This window comes from Pseudorhodobacter turbinis, assembly GCF_005234135.1.
Lineage (GTDB): Bacteria > Pseudomonadota > Alphaproteobacteria > Rhodobacterales > Rhodobacteraceae > Pseudorhodobacter > Pseudorhodobacter turbinis.
The window spans coordinates 930,887-947,312 of sequence record NZ_CP039964.1 but is presented as its reverse complement, the minus strand read 5'-3'; the positions used below and the strand labels follow the sequence as shown (position 1 = coordinate 947,312).

The 16,426-nt window shown below is 57.5% G+C and carries 17 protein-coding genes and 2 pseudogenes; 13 read left to right on the top strand and 6 right to left on the bottom strand.

Annotated features, from left to right (window positions below; genetic code table 11):
* Positions 1-110 precede the first annotated feature (110 nt).
* A complete protein-coding gene (locus EOK75_RS20750) occupies positions 111-251 on the top strand; it encodes a hypothetical protein (RefSeq protein ID WP_168199094.1) in 141 nt (46 codons plus the stop codon).
* Positions 252-653: 402 nt separating this feature from the next.
* Here EOK75_RS20750 and EOK75_RS21800 read toward each other — a convergent pair.
* Positions 654-1,537 (bottom strand): annotated as a pseudogene (locus EOK75_RS21800) (IS110 family RNA-guided transposase).
* A gap of 209 nt (positions 1,538-1,746) precedes the next feature.
* On the opposite strand from EOK75_RS21800, the pseudogene EOK75_RS04460 reads away from it, so the two are divergent.
* Positions 1,747-2,149: pseudogene (locus EOK75_RS04460) on the top strand (transposase); the annotation flags it as partial.
* 113 nt (positions 2,150-2,262) lie between these two features.
* Entirely contained in the window at positions 2,263-3,294 is a 1,032-nt protein-coding gene (locus tag EOK75_RS04455) for an IS110 family RNA-guided transposase (RefSeq protein WP_137192047.1), read from the top strand.
* Between the two features lie 334 nt (positions 3,295-3,628).
* On the opposite strand, the gene EOK75_RS04450 is transcribed toward EOK75_RS04455, so the two are convergent.
* From EOK75_RS04450 to EOK75_RS04435, 5 genes are all read right to left on the bottom strand, one after another.
* A complete protein-coding gene (locus EOK75_RS04450; RefSeq protein ID WP_137192780.1) occupies positions 3,629-4,273 on the bottom strand; it encodes a DUF1638 domain-containing protein in 645 nt (214 codons plus the stop codon).
* Positions 4,273-4,416 (bottom strand): hypothetical protein, encoded by a 144-nt coding sequence (locus tag EOK75_RS20745; protein ID WP_168199147.1) that lies wholly within the window; start codon positions 4,414-4,416, stop codon positions 4,273-4,275. The genes EOK75_RS04450 and EOK75_RS20745 overlap by 1 nt, the downstream gene beginning before the upstream one ends.
* 72 nt (positions 4,417-4,488) lie before the next feature.
* Positions 4,489-5,178, bottom strand: coding sequence for a phosphate regulon transcriptional regulator PhoB (gene phoB / locus EOK75_RS04445; protein ID WP_137192779.1), 690 nt, complete (start codon positions 5,176-5,178; stop codon positions 4,489-4,491).
* 3 nt (positions 5,179-5,181) lie between these two features.
* On the bottom strand, positions 5,182-5,889 hold the full coding sequence (gene phoU / locus EOK75_RS04440) for a phosphate signaling complex protein PhoU (protein WP_137192778.1): 708 nt from the start codon (positions 5,887-5,889) through the stop codon (positions 5,182-5,184).
* Positions 5,890-6,036: 147 nt separating this feature from the next.
* Positions 6,037-7,101 (bottom strand): sensor histidine kinase, encoded by a 1,065-nt coding sequence (locus EOK75_RS04435; RefSeq protein ID WP_240794020.1) that lies wholly within the window; start codon positions 7,099-7,101, stop codon positions 6,037-6,039.
* A 227-nt stretch (positions 7,102-7,328) separates the two neighbouring features.
* On the opposite strand from EOK75_RS04435, the gene EOK75_RS04430 reads away from it, so the two are divergent.
* The 10 genes from EOK75_RS04430 to EOK75_RS04385 all read left to right on the top strand — a co-directional run bounded on the left by EOK75_RS04430 (position 7,329) and on the right by EOK75_RS04385 (position 16,416).
* A complete protein-coding gene (locus tag EOK75_RS04430) occupies positions 7,329-8,306 on the top strand; it encodes a PstS family phosphate ABC transporter substrate-binding protein (RefSeq protein WP_137192776.1) in 978 nt (325 codons plus the stop codon).
* 126 nt (positions 8,307-8,432) lie between these two features.
* Entirely contained in the window at positions 8,433-9,299 is an 867-nt protein-coding gene (gene pstC, locus EOK75_RS04425; RefSeq protein WP_137192774.1) for a phosphate ABC transporter permease subunit PstC, read from the top strand.
* Between the two features lies 1 nt (position 9,300).
* Positions 9,301-10,254 carry a phosphate ABC transporter permease PstA gene (gene pstA / locus EOK75_RS04420; RefSeq protein WP_137192772.1) on the top strand — a complete coding sequence of 318 codons (954 nt, stop codon included), beginning with the start codon at positions 9,301-9,303 and terminating at the stop codon, positions 10,252-10,254.
* 3 nt (positions 10,255-10,257) lie between these two features.
* On the top strand, positions 10,258-11,115 hold the full coding sequence (pstB, locus tag EOK75_RS04415; protein ID WP_276612520.1) for a phosphate ABC transporter ATP-binding protein PstB: 858 nt from the start codon (positions 10,258-10,260) through the stop codon (positions 11,113-11,115).
* A 300-nt stretch (positions 11,116-11,415) separates the two neighbouring features.
* Complete coding sequence (gene dctP / locus EOK75_RS04410) at positions 11,416-12,426, top strand: TRAP transporter substrate-binding protein DctP (RefSeq protein WP_137192770.1); 1,011 nt, start codon at positions 11,416-11,418, stop codon at positions 12,424-12,426.
* Between the two features lie 9 nt (positions 12,427-12,435).
* Entirely contained in the window at positions 12,436-12,963 is a 528-nt protein-coding gene (locus tag EOK75_RS04405; protein ID WP_240794019.1) for a TRAP transporter small permease, read from the top strand.
* Positions 12,960-14,252 carry a TRAP transporter large permease gene (locus tag EOK75_RS04400; protein ID WP_137192768.1) on the top strand — a complete coding sequence of 431 codons (1,293 nt, stop codon included), beginning with the start codon at positions 12,960-12,962 and terminating at the stop codon, positions 14,250-14,252. Before EOK75_RS04405 ends, EOK75_RS04400 begins: the two co-directional genes overlap by 4 nt.
* A gap of 15 nt (positions 14,253-14,267) precedes the next feature.
* Positions 14,268-14,681, top strand: a complete 414-nt coding sequence (locus tag EOK75_RS04395; RefSeq protein ID WP_137192766.1) for an OsmC family protein — start codon at positions 14,268-14,270, stop codon at positions 14,679-14,681.
* The gene (locus tag EOK75_RS04390; RefSeq protein WP_137192764.1) at positions 14,674-15,894 is read left to right on the top strand and encodes a cytochrome P450; all 1,221 of its coding nucleotides are present in this window, start codon (positions 14,674-14,676) and stop codon (positions 15,892-15,894) included. The genes EOK75_RS04395 and EOK75_RS04390 overlap by 8 nt, the downstream gene beginning before the upstream one ends.
* 75 nt (positions 15,895-15,969) lie before the next feature.
* Positions 15,970-16,416, top strand: a complete 447-nt coding sequence (locus tag EOK75_RS04385; RefSeq protein ID WP_137192762.1) for a DUF302 domain-containing protein — start codon at positions 15,970-15,972, stop codon at positions 16,414-16,416.
* Positions 16,417-16,426 lie beyond the last annotated feature (10 nt).

Here is a 16,426-nt window from a genome sequence, read left to right as displayed (position 1 = left end):
TTGTGCCATCTAATTCCGATGCCAGTTCGACCTTAGGTAGGCTCCAGACCCATTAAATTGGTGAGGACTGGCGGCGCGCGTGATACAATTCCCCCTGAACATGGTGCGCTATGAGCAATCTTTACTGGCTGAACGAAGACCAAACGGCGCGGCTGCGGCCGTTTTTTCCGAAGCGCCATGGCAAGCCGCGCGTGGATGATCCGTTGCCTTTCACGGTTTCTAGACAAACCGTGAAAGGGGGCGCGTTCTGAGCGGAATTATATTCATCAATCGCAATGGTTTGCGGTAGTGTGATGCCCCAAAGGAATATGGCCCAGCTAAGACGCTTTTTGTGGTTGCCGTCCATAATGCAAGAAGTTTTTGACCCTGTTGGGCTGTGATCGAGTGCGAACTTTTGTCAGGCCTCAAGATACGGCATTTTCAAAAACCGCGGGCCGGGATGGTGATCAGCGGATCTGGTCCAAATCTCAACACCGAGCTTTCTTACTTTCAGGGTCTTACTGGTTTTCCCTATCCGGATCTGTTCGATCATTTTGCCCATTCGGGTCTTCTACTTACACTCCCTTGGCGCCATCGCTAGCAGTTTGACATGAACATCATGCCGAGCCCACCAGCGCCGAATCCCTGTAATCTTCGTTCTTCGTCAGCATAGCCTATATTTGGCGGGCCATCTTGTTTGCCAGCACAATCGCAACCAGCATCATGGGTTTGCGCTCCAATATCCGTGACAACCAGCTGCCCTTCAAAATGGTGCGCTGGACAAGCCAACCTAATCGCGACATTGCGCCAATGATCAGAAGGCGTCGGATATCAGCTTGGCCAGCCTTGGTCATCCGCCCTAAACGTTCCTTGCCTCCAGAAGAATGTTGCTTGGGAACAAGACCCAGCCAAGCCGCAAAGTCGCGCCCTGTCTGACTCGGCGGCCAGCGTCTTGAGTTTTGTGGTGCGTTCGATGACACGCGCCGTTTTTTCTGCAATAGGTGCCAGTAGCTCCAAGCACTCCTCGCGGATCAGTGCGTGCAACCCGACGGTTTTATCTTCTTTCTACAAGGGCCGTTATGCGATTGAGGTGGTGCATTCCTACGGGAAACACATGTCCGTGCTCATATAGAAGCGCCCGCAATGCATTTAGATCCGCGGTCCGCTGATGAACCAGTCGTTCACGGCCACGGAATAAGGCTGCGCGAGACTGCTGTTCGAGCGTTTTGGGTTCAACAAAACGCATCTCCGGCTGGCGGGCAGCGATGACGATCGCTTCAGCATCAGCAGCATCATTTTTCTGACGTTTAACGAACGGGCTAACGTACTGTGGCGCGATCAGTTTTACCTCATGGCCAACTGCTTCCATCTCACGCGCCCAGTAATGCGCGCTGCCGCAAGCTTCAAAAATGACCAGGCAGGGCTCCTGCTGAGCCATGAACACAGGAAACTGTGTTCGCGTCAGCTTTTTGCGGAACCGAACCTCCCCCGTTCGAGGGGGACCATGAACCTGAAAAGCATTTTTTGCCAGATCGACCCCAATCATCATATCCTTCATCTCGCCGTCCTCCTCTTCGCGTGGCGTTGAACAACACCACTTTGGCACATCACGATGCCCCCTTGGGAGGGCGGCAACCACTCCATCTCTACAATGGATGGAAGTGGTGGGGTGACATGGGTAGCGGCGCTTTCGGCATGCGCAAAACCGCTTGGCAGGGACGGTTATGATCCCCTCTCGCGGTTTGCACGCAAACCGCGAGAGGGCAGCGGATCAGCGACTGTACTGGCGCGGCGGCATTGCTGAGCAGTCTTCCATCTGCACAATGGCTTCGGGCCGACTGGGGTTATGATGCCGACTGGTTCCGTGAATACTTTGAAAACAAGCGTATAAAGCCGTGCATCCCTGGCCGGAAGTCCCGCACAAAGCCTGTCAAATACGACAAGCGCCGTTACAAACGTCGCAAACGCCTTCTCGCGTATGTAAACATGCGCTGCCAGGTAACACATTGAGATCATGTTCGGGCGCTTGAAGGACTGGCCAATCGTCGGGAAAACGGCCCCCCGGACTGTTTCCTGATCCTCCTCATAGGTGACAACACGCTACGATAGGTGCCCCAAAGTATTCTTCTCCGCCATAGCTCTTGCTGCAGTCGTATTGTTTTGCCATTGACGATTAATGAGATGCCGTAACGGGGCCTGCGTTGCACACTGCCTGTTACCGCTTGCAAGATCAGGGGCAATTTGTCGACCATCCCGTATTGGATCCACATGGAGGGCTACAGGATGAGACTGTTTGTTGGGTTGGATGTATCGCTGGCAAAGACCGCAATTTGCGTGATCAGCGAGCATGGCAAGATCGTGAAAGAAGCGCAGGTCGCCAGTGAACCTGAAGAATTGGTGCGTTGGGCCCGCGAACAGGACGGCACTATTGCCGCCATTGGGCTCGAGGCTGGCCCATTGTCTCAATGGTTACATCGCGCAATGAGCGTTGCAGGGCTTGAAGTCGTCCTGATGGAAACCCGCCAGGTAAAAGGCGCCCTGAAGGCGATGCCAATCAAGACGGACCGGCGGGATGCCGAGGGCATTGCGCGCCTGCTTCACCTTGGCTGGTTCCGGCCCGTTCACTGCAAATCCGTCTCGGCGCAAGAAGTTCGTGCCGTGCTCGGTGCCCGAAAGGCCATCCAGCAAGGTATGATCGCCCTAGAAATGTCTATGCGTGGGCTGTTGCGGAACTTTGGGTTGAAAGTTGGTGCTATCTCTCGGGGCAGGTATGAACACCGAATCCGCGAATTGGCGGACGGTAATTCGATGCTGGAGGCCGCGACAGGCCCTATGCTTCTGGCACGGGCATCCTTGCGAAAGGAGCTGGCGGGATTGGAACGCCTTGTCCGTCAGATGGCTCAGGATGACCCAGTCTGTCGTCGACTTATGTCGATGCCTGGAGTGGGAGCTGTTGTCGCGCTAACCTACAGATCAGCCGTCGATGATCCCACCCGGTTCACATCTTCCAAGAATGTTGGCCCGTGGGTCGGCATGACACCATCACGCAACCAGTCGGGCGAACGCGATGTCTCAGGCGGCATCACCAAGGCAGGTGATGTCAACCTGCGTCGCGCGCTATGTCAGGCTGCGACCGTGATGTTGCACCGCGGGCGTTCGACCTGGCTGAGAACATGGGCAGCGCAAGTCGCCCGCCGCAGAGGTGGTAAGCGCGCCATGGTCGCGTTAGCCCGGCGCATCGGGGTGATCCTGCACCGGATGTGGGTTGATGACACAGACTTTCGATCAGACACTGCCGTGCCCCATGCGGTCTAAAAAATTGCTTTTCCTGCCGTCACGCGCCTGACTGCAGGCCTTCGAGGTCCCCTAGGGACGTGGTTCCGATGATGCCGTGCTCCGGACTGTTGCCGACCAACATCGAGCACGCCTATGAGATGGGCACATCGGAATTGCATTTGAACCAGCATCATGTTGGTAGCCATCGCGCTGACCACGGACCGAAGCATGCACCCGGGGTGATCTCAAAAGAAGGCTGTGGCGAAAGCAGAACGGCTCAGAAAACAACTGTCATCAAATCCGCAACTATGCGGCCGGATGCGTATGTCAAAAAGCACTTGACTGAGACGTCCCCGTTACCGAAGTCTGGAGCCTAGGGTATTTGACGGGCCAGCGCAGGCGCAAGATCGCCGTAGCCGGTAAAGCGGCGAAGATAGACCAGCCCGAGCCGCTTGGCGCAGTCCTCGGCCTTGGCATCCAGTGCGGGGTCATTGGTTTGCGCCTGATAAATCAGCGTGGTGTAATTTCCAAAATACATGTCTCGTAGTTCGGGGTGACGATCAAGCCCCATGGGCCGCCAGACAAAGGCATCAAACTGGCGCACCAGAAAATCGGTAAGGTAGAAGGCGCGGAATTCATCCTCGGCCTTAACGGCAAATGCGGCATTCCCTTCAAAAAACGAATAGCAATGCGGGCCCTCAACCATTTCGACCCCCAGTCTTTTGCAGGTATCGAACAACTGCCCACCGGTGCCGCAATCGGCATAGACCACAAAGATCTTGTCATAATCCGCGCGGTGTTCTGCCACGGCCGCTTCAACTGCGGGGGGAATGCGGTCGGGCCAAAGGTGCAAATTGGCGGGCAGGCAGCGCAGGTCGAGGTGCGCCCAGCCGTTCAACCGTTTCAAGGCAAGGATCTCATGCGCCAGCGCCCCGCAGGCAATCAGCAAGACGCGACCCTCTCCGAGCGGTGCGAGGCCGGTTTCGGTCAGGCTGCGGTCATCGGGCAGCGCTTTCATCACTTTGACATCCAAAACCGCAGCGCAATGGCCCCAAATGCAAGGGCCGCGACGGGCAGGCCAAAGCTAAAGGCGGCGGCGATGGTCAGCCCCGCCGCGAGGGTCACAAGAAGCAGCATTGAAACCAGAATAGGGGCGGGCATGGCGGGCCTCATCAAGAACGTACCTCTTGACCCTAGTCGCGGGGCAGGGCGATGCCAAGCGGGAAAGATCGCCTAGCCGATGGCATAGCCTGAACCGCGAATGGTCCGGATCGGGTTGTCCCCGCCAAAACGTGTCAACTGTTTGCGCAGCCGCGCGACATGGACATCAACCGTGCGCGTATCGACGAATATATCGCGCCCCCAGATCAGGTCGAGCAATTGCTCGCGGCTGAACACCCGGCCCGGGCGTTCCATCAGGCGGGTCAAGAGCCGGAACTCTATCGGTCCCAGTTTCAATTCCTGATCGTTGCGGCACACGCGGTGGCTTTCGACATCAAGGGTGATATCTTCGAATGCCAGCGCGCCGCCTGCCATTGCGACACCGGCGCGGCGCAGCTGTGTACGCACCCGCGCCATCAGCTCCAGCACGGAATAGGGCTTGATCACATAATCATCGGCGCCGGTTTCCAAACCGCGCACGGTATCGACCTCTTCCGACCGCGCCGAGAGCATGATGATCGGGATATTGCGGGTATCAAAGCGGTTCTTGAGTTGGCGACAAACCTCGATCCCGCTCATCAGGGGGATCATCCAGTCGAGGATAACAAGATTGGGCAGGGCTTCGTTGACCATCAAGATGGCCTCTTCGCCGTTTTCTGCGCAACGAACAGAGAATCCCTCTGCCTCCAGATTATATGTCAGAACCTCACGCTGTGCCGGTTCATCCTCGACCAGAAGCACTTGTGGTTGCAGGGCTGCCATCCTTTAGACCCCTGTTGTCGATGAGGTCGAATCTGCCTTGGGGCGGTTCTCATCGGGTTGCTTACCGGTTGCCAGATAAACGACCTGCTCCGCGATGGCGGTGACATGATCGCCCATACGCTCGGTGTTTTTGGCGATAAAGTGCAGATGCAGGCAGGCGGTGATATTGCGCGGATCTTCCATCATGAAGGTCAGAAGTTCGCGGAAAAGCGCGTTATACATCTGGTCGACATCCACGTCGCGCGCGATCACATCGGCGGCCAGTGCCGGGTCATGCTGGATATAGGCGTCCAGCGCATCCTTGAGCATCACCTGAACCGCGCGGGTCATGCGGCGCAGCGTGCCGATGCTGTCCCCGATGGGCGAGACCTGTGACAGAACCTCGGTCCGTTTGGCCATGTTTTTGGCGTAGTCGCCGATGCGCTCAAGATTGCCGCTGATCTTGATCACGCAAAGGATCAGGCGCAGGTCAATGGCGGTGGGGGCGCGCAGGGCGATGATGCGGGCGGCGGCCTCGTTTATCGTTTCTTCAAGTTCGTCAATTGCGGCATCGGCGGCGCGAACCTGTTGCGCCAACTCTTCGTCGCGGGTTTCAAGCGATTGCATGCCAAGGCGGATGGCATCCTCTACCAGCCCGCCCATTTTCATGATCTGGGCCTGAATGACCGCCAGATCGGTGTCAAAAGCTGAAGAAATATGGTCTTTTGTCATGGGTCATCCAATCTTGCGAATGTTTCTTGATCGGCAGCCGCCCTCGTGCGGGGGGCGGCTTTCGACTGTGGTTATCGCTGTGCAACGCTGCGGTTTTGCGACGGTTATGTTACAGATTTATGACACTATCCCCAAGGGGCCGGAAAATCAGCTTTTCTCGGGGGCGGGGGGCAGGATGACGGTGAATTGCGCGCCTTCCCCCAAAGCGCTGGATATTTTCAACCGGCCCCTGTGACGGTTGAGGATATGTTTCACAATCGCCAGCCCAAGGCCGGTTCCGCCCAGCTCGCGGCTGCGGTGGCTGTCGGCGCGGTAGAAACGCTCTGTCAGGCGCGGGATGTGGATGGGGTCGATGCCCGGCCCGTGGTCGGCAATCGTCAGCCCAATCGCGGGGCCGCGCAAAACCGGATCATGTGCGATGATCTGGCTGGTAATCTCGACGGATTGATCCGCGCCGCCGTATTTCATCGCGTTTTCCAAAAGATTGGTAAAGACCTGTAACAATTGGTCCATCTCTCCGATGACAAACAACGGCTCTGCCCCCAGATCGGGCTTCAGGCTGACATTGCTTTTAAGCGCCAGCCTGTCGAGATTGCGCTGGGTGGTTTGCAAGACATTGCGCAGGTCCAGCCGTTCGGTGGGGCGCACGCGTTGCTCTGCCTCTACCCGACTTAGGGATAGGAGGTCATGCACAAGGCGGTTCATCCGCTCGGCCTCTCGCGCCATGGTGCCCAAGAATTTATCCCGCGCGCGCGCATCGTCACGGGCCGAGGTGCGCAGGGTTTCGATAAAGCCGATCATACCGGTCAGGGGGGTGCGCAGCTCATGGCTGACATTGGCGATGAAGTCGCGGCGCATCTGTTCGGCTTGGGCCTGGCCTTCGACATTTTGAAGGCTGACCAGAAGCTGGCCGGTTTTGGCGATCTGTTGCAGGTGGACATCATAATGGATGTCCGCGCCATTCTCTATCCCTTGGTACGCGATGCTTTGGGGTGCGCTGTCCCGCAGCCCCCTCTCAATCGCGCGCACCAGTTTGGGATTGCGCAAAGTAGCGGTGAAATGCCGTCCTGCAGCGTTGGGGCCCAGCATTTTTCCGGCCGCATCGTTCAGGGCGATGATCTGTTCGGCCGTGTCAATAACCAATGTGGGTAAGGGAAAGGCTGCGATCAGAGCCTGAACATTTGGTCGGTTATCCATGTCATGGTCGGTCATGGTTCATTCTCAAATTTTGCTTGGGTGAGGGGGGGCATCCGGTCGGGTTGGCGCCACATTGACGACAAGACAGCTAAAGGACAAGGGGGGTGTTTGCCGCAAAATCCGGCCTGCCGCCCGCCGCTTTACCCTGTCACAAAACCTTCACAAAACCTTTGCATTTCTGTCATGCGCCCGGATTAGGCCTGCACCGAGCTACTTAAACCTGACAGGAGAATATACTGCTCATGCGTAATTTTACCCTCACAGCTGCTGCTGCCCTTGTTTTGCCCGGTTTTGCTATGGCGCAGGACGCCGTTCAGATTGACGGTTCCTCCACTGTATATCCTGTTTCAGAGGCATTTGCCGAGGAATTCCAGATTGCCACTGGCAACCGCGTTGTGGTCGGTGTGTCCGGCACGGGCGGCGGTTTCAAAAAGTTCTGCCGCGGTGAGACCAGCTTTTCCGGTGCGTCGCGTCCGATCAAAACTTCGGAAGCCGAGTTGTGTGCAGAAAACGGTATCGAGTTTATCGAACTGCCCGTTGCAATGGATGCGCTTGCCGTCATTGCGAACCCGGAAAACACCTGGGCAAGCTGCATGACCGTTGAAGAGCTGAAAAAAGCCTATGAGCCAGAAGCACAGGGCAAAATCGACAACTGGAGCCAGTTGAACCCTGAATTCCCCGACCACGGGTTGACGCTTTTCGGTGCTGGCACCGACTCGGGCACTTATGACTACTTCACCTTCGCGATCGTTGGCGAAGAGGGTGCATCGCGCGGCGATTTCACTGCGACCGAAGATGACAACATCACCATTCAGGGTGTGTCGACCGACGTTGACGCGATCGGCTTTTTGGGTCTGGCCTATCTGGAAGAAAACCGGAGCCGCGTAAAAGCGGTCGAAATTTCTTATCAGGGTGGCGATTGTGTGGCCCCGACGGTCGAGGCCGCCGGTGACGGTTCCTATCAGCCGCTGACCCGCCCGCTGTTCATCTATGCCAATAAGGCGCATCTGGACGAAAAGCCCGAAGTTCTGGCCTATGCCAAGTTCATGTTTGATCCAGAGCATGCGCAGGAACTGGTTTCGGAAACCGGCTATCTTGCCCTGCCAAAAGAGGCCTTCGTTCTGGCCGAGGAAAAGATTGACGCACGCAAGACCGGCTCTTTCTTCGATGGTGGTTCCAAGATCGGCGTAAGCGTTGCCGACCTGCTCGCCGCTAACTGATCCTATGTATCCCAGTGGCGGGCCATACCGGCCCGCCATTACCAATGATTGGGGGTTCAATTGACCAACTCTGCCATTCCCACAGGGTCAGAACTGATTAAAAGCGGGTTCGTCAAACGTCGCAAAATGATTGCCAACATCATGCGCGTGTTCCTGTTCCTAAGTGCCGCATTGTCGATTTTCGTGACAACGGCCATCGTTTTCATTCTGGTACGCGATTCCTGGCCTTTCTTCATGCAAATCCCGCTGACCGATTTCTTGTTCGGCACGATGTGGACGCCGGTTTTTGCCAACCCGCAATTTGGTGTGTTGCCACTGTTGTTTGCGACCTTGCAGACGGCGGGACTGGCGATGCTGATTGCCATTCCATTCGGCCTGACCATGGCGATCTACCTTAGCGAATATGCCAGACCGGCTGTCCGCGAGGTGATCAAACCCGCGCTAGAGATGCTTGAGGCGGTGCCAACCGTTGTCTACGGCTATTTCGCGCTTTTGGTTATGACGCCGTTCTTGCAGCAGCTTATTCCCGGCCTGAAGGGGATTAACCTACTGGTGCCGGGGATCATCCTTGGCATCATGATCTTGCCCTATGTCGTCTCGGTATCCGAGGATGCGATGCGCGCCGTGCCCAACGGGTTGCGCGAAGGGGCCTATGCGCTTGGCATGGCCAAGTGGCAAGTGGCGATCAGAGTGGTGATACCGGGGGCATTTTCCGGCATCACGGCGGCCTTTATCCTTGGCATGTCCCGTGCTGTGGGCGAAACTATGGTCTTGGCCATCGCTGCGGGTCAAAACCCCAACCTGACGTGGGACCCCCGAGAGGGCGCAGCCACCATCACCGCATATATCGTTCAGATGAGCTTGGGTGATGTGGCGCATGGCTCTCTTGCCTATCAGACCATCTTTGCGGTCGGTTTGCTGCTGTTCCTGATCACCTTGTTATTCAACGTCGTCGGTTTCTTACTGCGCCGCAAATTCCGCGAGGTTTACTAAGATGTCTGTAACAACCCAAGGCGCACTGGGTGCCGCGGTCAAGACCGATCAGGCCGCCTATGCCGCCATCGCCCGTGCCAAACGCTGTGATATAATCTTCTCGGCAGGCGGGCTTGTCGTTATGGCCATTGCCATGACCTTGCTGCTGACCCTTATCGGCGATCTTGTTGTGCGCGGCCTATGGCGGATTGACTATGACTTTCTGACCAACTTCCCATCGCGCAAGGCCGAGCGGGCCGGTATTCTTTCGGCTTGGGTCGGCTCTTTGTTGATCATGCTGGTGACGGCGCTGCTGGCGATCCCGATCGGGGTGGCTGCGGGTCTTTATCTGGAAGAATATGCCCGCAAGGGTTGGCTTGCCAATCTGATCGAGATCAACGTCGCCAATCTGGCCGGTGTGCCCTCGATCATCTATGGTCTGCTGGCGGTTGGCCTGTTTGTTTACGGGATGAACCTGGGCAAAACGGTCTTGGTGGCGGGGATGACTTTGGCCCTGTTGATCTTGCCGATTGTCATCGTTTCCACCCGTGAGGCGGTGCGTGCCATCCCCAAGATCATCAAGGAAGGTGCTTATGGCCTTGGGGCCGACCAGTGGCAGGTGATGTGGAACTATATCCTTCCGGCTGCGCGTCCCGGCATTCTGACCGGCGCCATCGTGGGCCTGAGCCGTGCCATCGGTGAAACTGCTCCGATCATCACCATCGGCGCGCTGACCTTCATCGCTTTCCTGCCACCGGCACCGATCTCGGGTGAGTTGCCCTTTATCAACTTTGACTGGCTGAACGCGCCGTTTACGGTTCTGCCCATTCAGATGTTCAACTGGGTTTCGCGCCCGCAGGCCGATTTCCACACCAATGCGGCTGCCACCGGCGTGGTGCTGATGGCGCTGACCCTTTCACTTAACGGCGTTGCGATCTGGATCAGATACCGTCTTCGCAAAGGCTCAAGGAATTAACCCATGATGGATATCGGCATGACCCCCAAAGCCACAGAAACCACAGAAACGACCGCAGCGGCACCGCCGCCCCCGATCAAGCCCGCCCCCGAAAGCGAGCCGCTTTGCGCACGGATAGAGAACTTCAGTTTCTTTTATTCCAACGGGATGCAGGCAATCAAAAATGTCGATATGCCGATCCTTGACCGCAAGGTGACGGCGATCATCGGGCCGTCTGGCTGTGGTAAATCCACCTTGTTGCGCAGCCTGAACCGGATGCATGACCTTTATCCCGGCAACCGCTATGAGGGCCGCGTGATCCTGGAACAGGACGGCGAGAACCTTATTGGCCCCGAGGCCGATCCGGTTGTGGTGCGCCTGCGCGTGGGGATGGTGTTTCAAAAGCCGAACCCGTTCCCCAAGTCAATCTTTGAAAACGTGGCCGCCGGTCTGCGCGTGCGCGGCATCAAAAACCGCGCCGTGATCGAAGAGGCGGTTGAGACCGCCCTCAAACGCGCCGCGATCTGGGATGAGGTCAAGGACAAGCTGCACGGTTCGGCCAATGATCTGTCGGGCGGCCAACAGCAACGCTTGTGCATCGCCCGTGCCCTTGCGCCAAACCCCGAGATCCTGCTTCTGGATGAGCCGACGTCGGCGCTTGACCCGATTGCCACCGCCAAGGTCGAGGACCTTGTGCAAGAGCTTGCAGAAACCGTGACCGTGGTGATCGTGACCCATAACATGCAGCAGGCGGCACGGATTTCACACCGGACGGCCTTTATGTATCTGGGTGAGTTGATCGAGTTTGGTGAAACCAGCCAGATCTTCACCAGTCCGAAACATCCAAGCACAGAAAGCTATATCACCGGTCGCTATGGCTGATATCTTGGGGGCTTAGCCCCTTGCCCGTCTGAAGGGCTGCGAGAGGGAAGGTGCGCACGGTGCCTTCCTGTTTCCTTTTCCTGATCGCCCCCTGCATCCGGTTAAGGACCGGCTGAATGGAACGGGGTGGGGGCGGGGCGGAAAAATGATAGTATCCTTGGATCGCTTGCGCCATTGTCAGGCAAGGACAGGGCGACTCGCCTTTTGGAAAATGGCGCGTTCCACAGTGGCGCGGCATGCAAAAACATACTAAGGGTCTGCCCAATATATCAAAAGATAACCCTACAGGGAGCCTTCAGGATGAGCAAAATTCGCACAAGCGTTGCACTGGGCCTTACCGCCCTTGGCATGACCATGACCCCGGCCATGGCCGAGGAATGGCGGTTCAACAACTTCTTGCCCGAAACCCGCCCCGAAACCGCACAGATGGAGCAATTCGTCGAAGAGGTGAACGCAGCGCTGGGCGGTGAGACATCCCTCAAGCTTTATAGCGGTGGCTCGCTGGGCCTGCCCAACACCGACACCTTGCGGTTTTTGCCCAAGGGTGCCGTTGAGATGAGCCTGATGTGGGCGAATTATCTGGGCCGTGATGCCCCCGCCCTTAGCTCGGTCGTGGTTCAGGGGACAATCGGTTCCATTGAGGAATTCGAGCAGGTGATCCCCACCGTGCGCGAGATATATCAAGAAGAGTTCACCGATTGGGGTGTGTCCTCGGTTGGTTATGTTGCGATTCCGATGCTTTCGGTTTCGGTCTTTTGCCGGGATGAGCCTGTGCGCACGCTTGAAGACCTGAAATCCAAGAAGCTGCGGGTTTGGGCGCGTGATCAGGTTGAAACCTTCACTCGTCTGGGCATCGCCGCGCAGATCGTTCCCCAAGAGGAAATGTATGTTGCGATGAAAACCGGCGTCGTGGATTGCGCGCTTTACCCCGCGCTTTACGCCCATACGGTATCGTTGCAAGAGGTCGCTAAATATGCGTCCTACCTCTATCCTATGGCGTCGGGCCCCTATGTGATCGGGGTGGCCACCGACCGTTGGGAGGCAACCGACGAGTCCGTCAAGGCAACCATTACCAAGGCAGCCGATGACCTGTGGGACCGCACCAACCAATATGAAAAAGACCTCCAGCTTGAACTGGACGCGCGCCAGACCCTCGCCGATGGTGGTGTTATCTGGGGGGAGGATTTCTCCGATGAGGATCGCGCGCTGGTTGTGTCTTCGATGACGGAAACCTGGGCACAATTGGCCGAGGAAGCCGGTGGCAATGCGCCCGCGTACCGCGAACGTGTGCTTAAGGCATTGGGTCGCTAAGAGGCGCTTGTGAACACAATTAAAAACATCATCGCGCTGGGGCTGGATCGGCTGGCCCTGGCTTGTGCTGCCCTTGCGGCCTTGGGGATGACGGCGATTGTCGGCATCATCGTGACCAGCGTTATGATGCGCAAATTCGCCAATTCGCCGGTCCATATCACCGAAGAAGTCGTTGGCCTGATGCTAAGTGTTTCCTTGTTTCTGGGCCTGCCCATGGTGACATTGAAGCAAAAGCACGTTCGGGTTTCCCTGATCGCGGATCGGCTGCAAGGCCCCTCGCGCAGGGTGATGAACATTGTCGCATTACTGGTCGGGATCGGGTTTTTCGGCTGGTTGATCGTGGAAACAATCCCCTGGTTCGAATTCGCCTTCAAACGCAACCTCAAGACCGAGACGACGCGCCTTTTGCTGTGGCCTTGGATGGCGCTGATGCCGCTTTCGCTGGCGACCACGGGGGCGATTTTGCTGGCGCGTATGGTCGGGATCATTGAGGATTTCGATAACGCGGCACCCAATTCTGGAAACCCCCTCGAATGACACTTTGGTTCACACTGATTGGCGGTATCGTCTTTAGCGCGGGCACTGGCGTTGCCTTGGGTGCTGCCCTTGGCATCACCGGGCTGGTTATCTTGCAGTTCTACTCCAATGGCGCGACGTCCTTGGCGATTGATGCCATCTGGGGCGTGTTCAATTCCTTCACCCTAAGCGCCGTGCCGATGTTCATCCTGCTGGGCGAAATCCTCTTGCGCAGCGGCATCAGCGAGAAGGCCTATTCCGCCTTTTCGCCACTGTTCCGGCGGGTGCCGGGGGGCTTGTTGCACACCAATATCGCGGTTTGCACCCTCTTTGGCGCCGTCAGCGGGTCAAGCCTGTCAACCGCGGCCGCCGTAGGGTCTGTTGCATACCCCGAGATGGCCAAGCGTGGCTATAACAAGGATATGGTGGTGGGCAGCCTTGCGGGGGGCGGCACGCTTGGCCTGTTGATCCCGCCCAGCCTGTCCTTCCTGATTTACGGCGCGCTGACGGAAACCTCTATCGGGCGGCTGTTTGCGGCGGGGATTGTACCGGGCTTGTTGGTCGGGGCGATGTTCATGGCCTATATCTTGGTCAGATGTATCCGCAACCCGTCGCTTGCCCCGCGTGATCCGCATAGCAGCACCCTTTGGGAAATCATTCTTGGGCTGCGACAGATCTGGCCGCTGTTGGCGTTGATCGCAGGTGTGATCGGCACGATTGTTCTTGGCCTTGCCACCCCGACCGAGGCCGCCGGTGTGGGCGTTGTTCTGGCGGTTATCATTTCGTCGATCTGGGGCGATCTGACGTTTTCCAAGCTGATCGAGGCGATTTATAATTCCGTCCTGCTGTTTTCGGCGGTGGGATTTCTCGTGCTGGGCGCGACCATTCTGGCGCAATCGGTCAGCATTCTGGGCCTGCCGCAAAAGATTTTGGAGGTGGTGGCCGAAAGCGGCCTTGGCACCTATAGCGTCTTGCTGTTGGTGGTGCTGATCTATTTGGTTATGGGCTGTTTCTTTGACGGGCTATCCTTGATGATCATGACCTTGCCGGTGGTCTTTCCATTGCTGACGGGCCTTGGTTTTGATGCAATCTGGATCGGTGTGATCATCACGATTGTGATCGAGATCGGCCAGGTGACGCCGCCGGTGGGCTTGAACCTTTCGGTGCTGACCTCGCTCACAAATAACCAAGTCAGCCTTGGCCGCGTCGCCTATGCCACCGTGCCCTATTGGCTGATCCATCTGTTTGCGATCCTGCTGTTGACGCTGTTTCCGGCGTTGGCGCTTTTCCTTCCGAACCTGCTTTTTTAATACTGGAGTGTCCTTATGGCTCTTAATGCCCGCCCGCGTAAATTCGGCCCCGTTTTTGCGATCTTTGATGGTAGCGATACCATTCAATATGCCTACCGCGATGTGGCAAAGGCATCTGCATATCCGCCCACGCATACGCCAGTTGATACGCTTTTGGCCTCGCTTGCGGCTTGTATCCTGAAATCCGTGCAATGGGCGGCGGGACAGCAGAATGCTGCTTTGCAGCCGTTCTCGGTGCGGGTCGAAGGGGTCAAAGCTTTGGATGATCCAAGCCGCGTTGGCAGTATTGAGATCACCGTTCTGGGCCGTCTGGTCGCGGATGAGGCATTGATCGCACCGATCGTGGAGCAGGCCAAATCGATCTGCACTGTCAGCAATACGTTGAACTGTCCCGTCTCGGTCACCACAGAAGTTAACGCAGATGCCTGATGCGCCCGGCGCGGTGCCAACGGACGAACTGACCACGCTTGCGATGTTGCAAAGCGATCCCGCGCAGGTCTATGCCCGCTTGCGCCACACGATGCCGGTTGCACGGATCGCGGCACTGGGTGGGCGGATCCTGTTCACCAAGGCAGAGGATGTCTTGCGCGTCAAAACCGACGGCGAACATTTCGGGTCCTCTGACACGACCACGCCGATGCAGCGCGCCTTTGGCGGCCATACCTTGATGCGCAAGGACGGCTGCCCGCATCTGCGCGAACGTGCCGCGATGGAGCCGGCCTTGACCGTCGACCACGTTCAAATGTGGCAGCCGGCATTCGCGGCGCTGACGGACCGCGTGTTAGGCTCTATGGCCGGGCAGGGCGTTCTTGACCTGTTGCCTGCCCTCGCCACGCCGATCAGCGCGGGCTATGTCAAGCTTGTGCTTGGGCTGGGTAAGGTTGACGACGCGCAACTGTTTGCATGGGCCGATGCCCTTGTGACCGGTGCGATGAACGCCAGTTTCGACCCTGCGGTTTTCAAGGTCAGCGATCAGGCCAACGCCGAGATGAACGCTTGCTTTGATGCGATGATCGAACGGCACCGTGCGGCCCCTGATGGCTCGGTGCTGTCAGCGATGGCCAATCAACCCGACCCGATCCCGTTGTCGCAGATCAGAACCAATATGAAGATCTGCATCGGCGGCGCGGTGATTGAAACCCGCGATGCGCTGCTCTCAACGCTTTACGGGTTGCTTGCGAACCCCGCGCAGTTGCAAAGCTGCATTGCGACCGGCACCTGGGACGCCGCGGTTGAGGAGGGGCTGCGCTGGGTCGCGCCCATTCAGGCCAGCCCCCGCATTGTCAAGAAATCGCTGATCATGCGCGGCGTGCTTATTCCCGAAGGGGAAACCGTGATGGCGGTTCAGGCCTCGGCCAATCATGACGAGGATATCTGGGCCCACCCCGAGCGCTTTGATATCCACCGCCCTGCCTTGCGCAACCATAGCTTTGGCGACGGGCCGCATCAATGCTTGGGCGGAAACGCCTACCGTCTGTTGGCGGGGGATGTCGTTTTACCCGAAGTTTTTGCGCGCCTTCCGGATATGGCGCTGATGGAGGAGCCCGAGGTAAGGTTTCACGGCTTTGCTTTTCGTGGTCCGACCGGTTTGCCGGTGCGTGTGGCCCAAGATAAATTCCCCGACCGCAGCGCAAGCGGTTGAAAAAACCGATCGGGCTGGCCATTTATTTTATTGGCCACCCCGCTTGATTGGTGGTGATCACAACAGGAGCACGACATGAAGCATTATATCGCCGCGACCATTCTCGCCCTTTCGGCCACGACGGCTTGGGCTGATAATGTCACCAAACCATCGCCCTTGTCGGTCGGTGAAACCATCGACAAGCTGGAAGCCGCAGCGACAGGTGCAGGTGCGACGATTTTTGCGCGCATTGATCATGCCAAAGGGGCCGAGAGCGTTGGAAAATCCATTCCGGATGCGACCTTGCTGGTGTTCGGAAATCCGGCCTTGGGCACCGCCGCGATGGAGGCCGATCTGCGCGCGGGTCTGGAATTGCCGCTGCGTGTGCTTGCCTATCAGGACGCTGATGGCACCACCCAATTGCTCTGGTCACCTGCCGAGGATCTGTTTGCGGGTCTGGATATCCCCGCAGATGCAGAGATCGTGACCAAGGTAAATGGCGCGTTGAAGGCCCTGACCGATAAGGCAACCTCGGCCGAGTAACCATATGCCG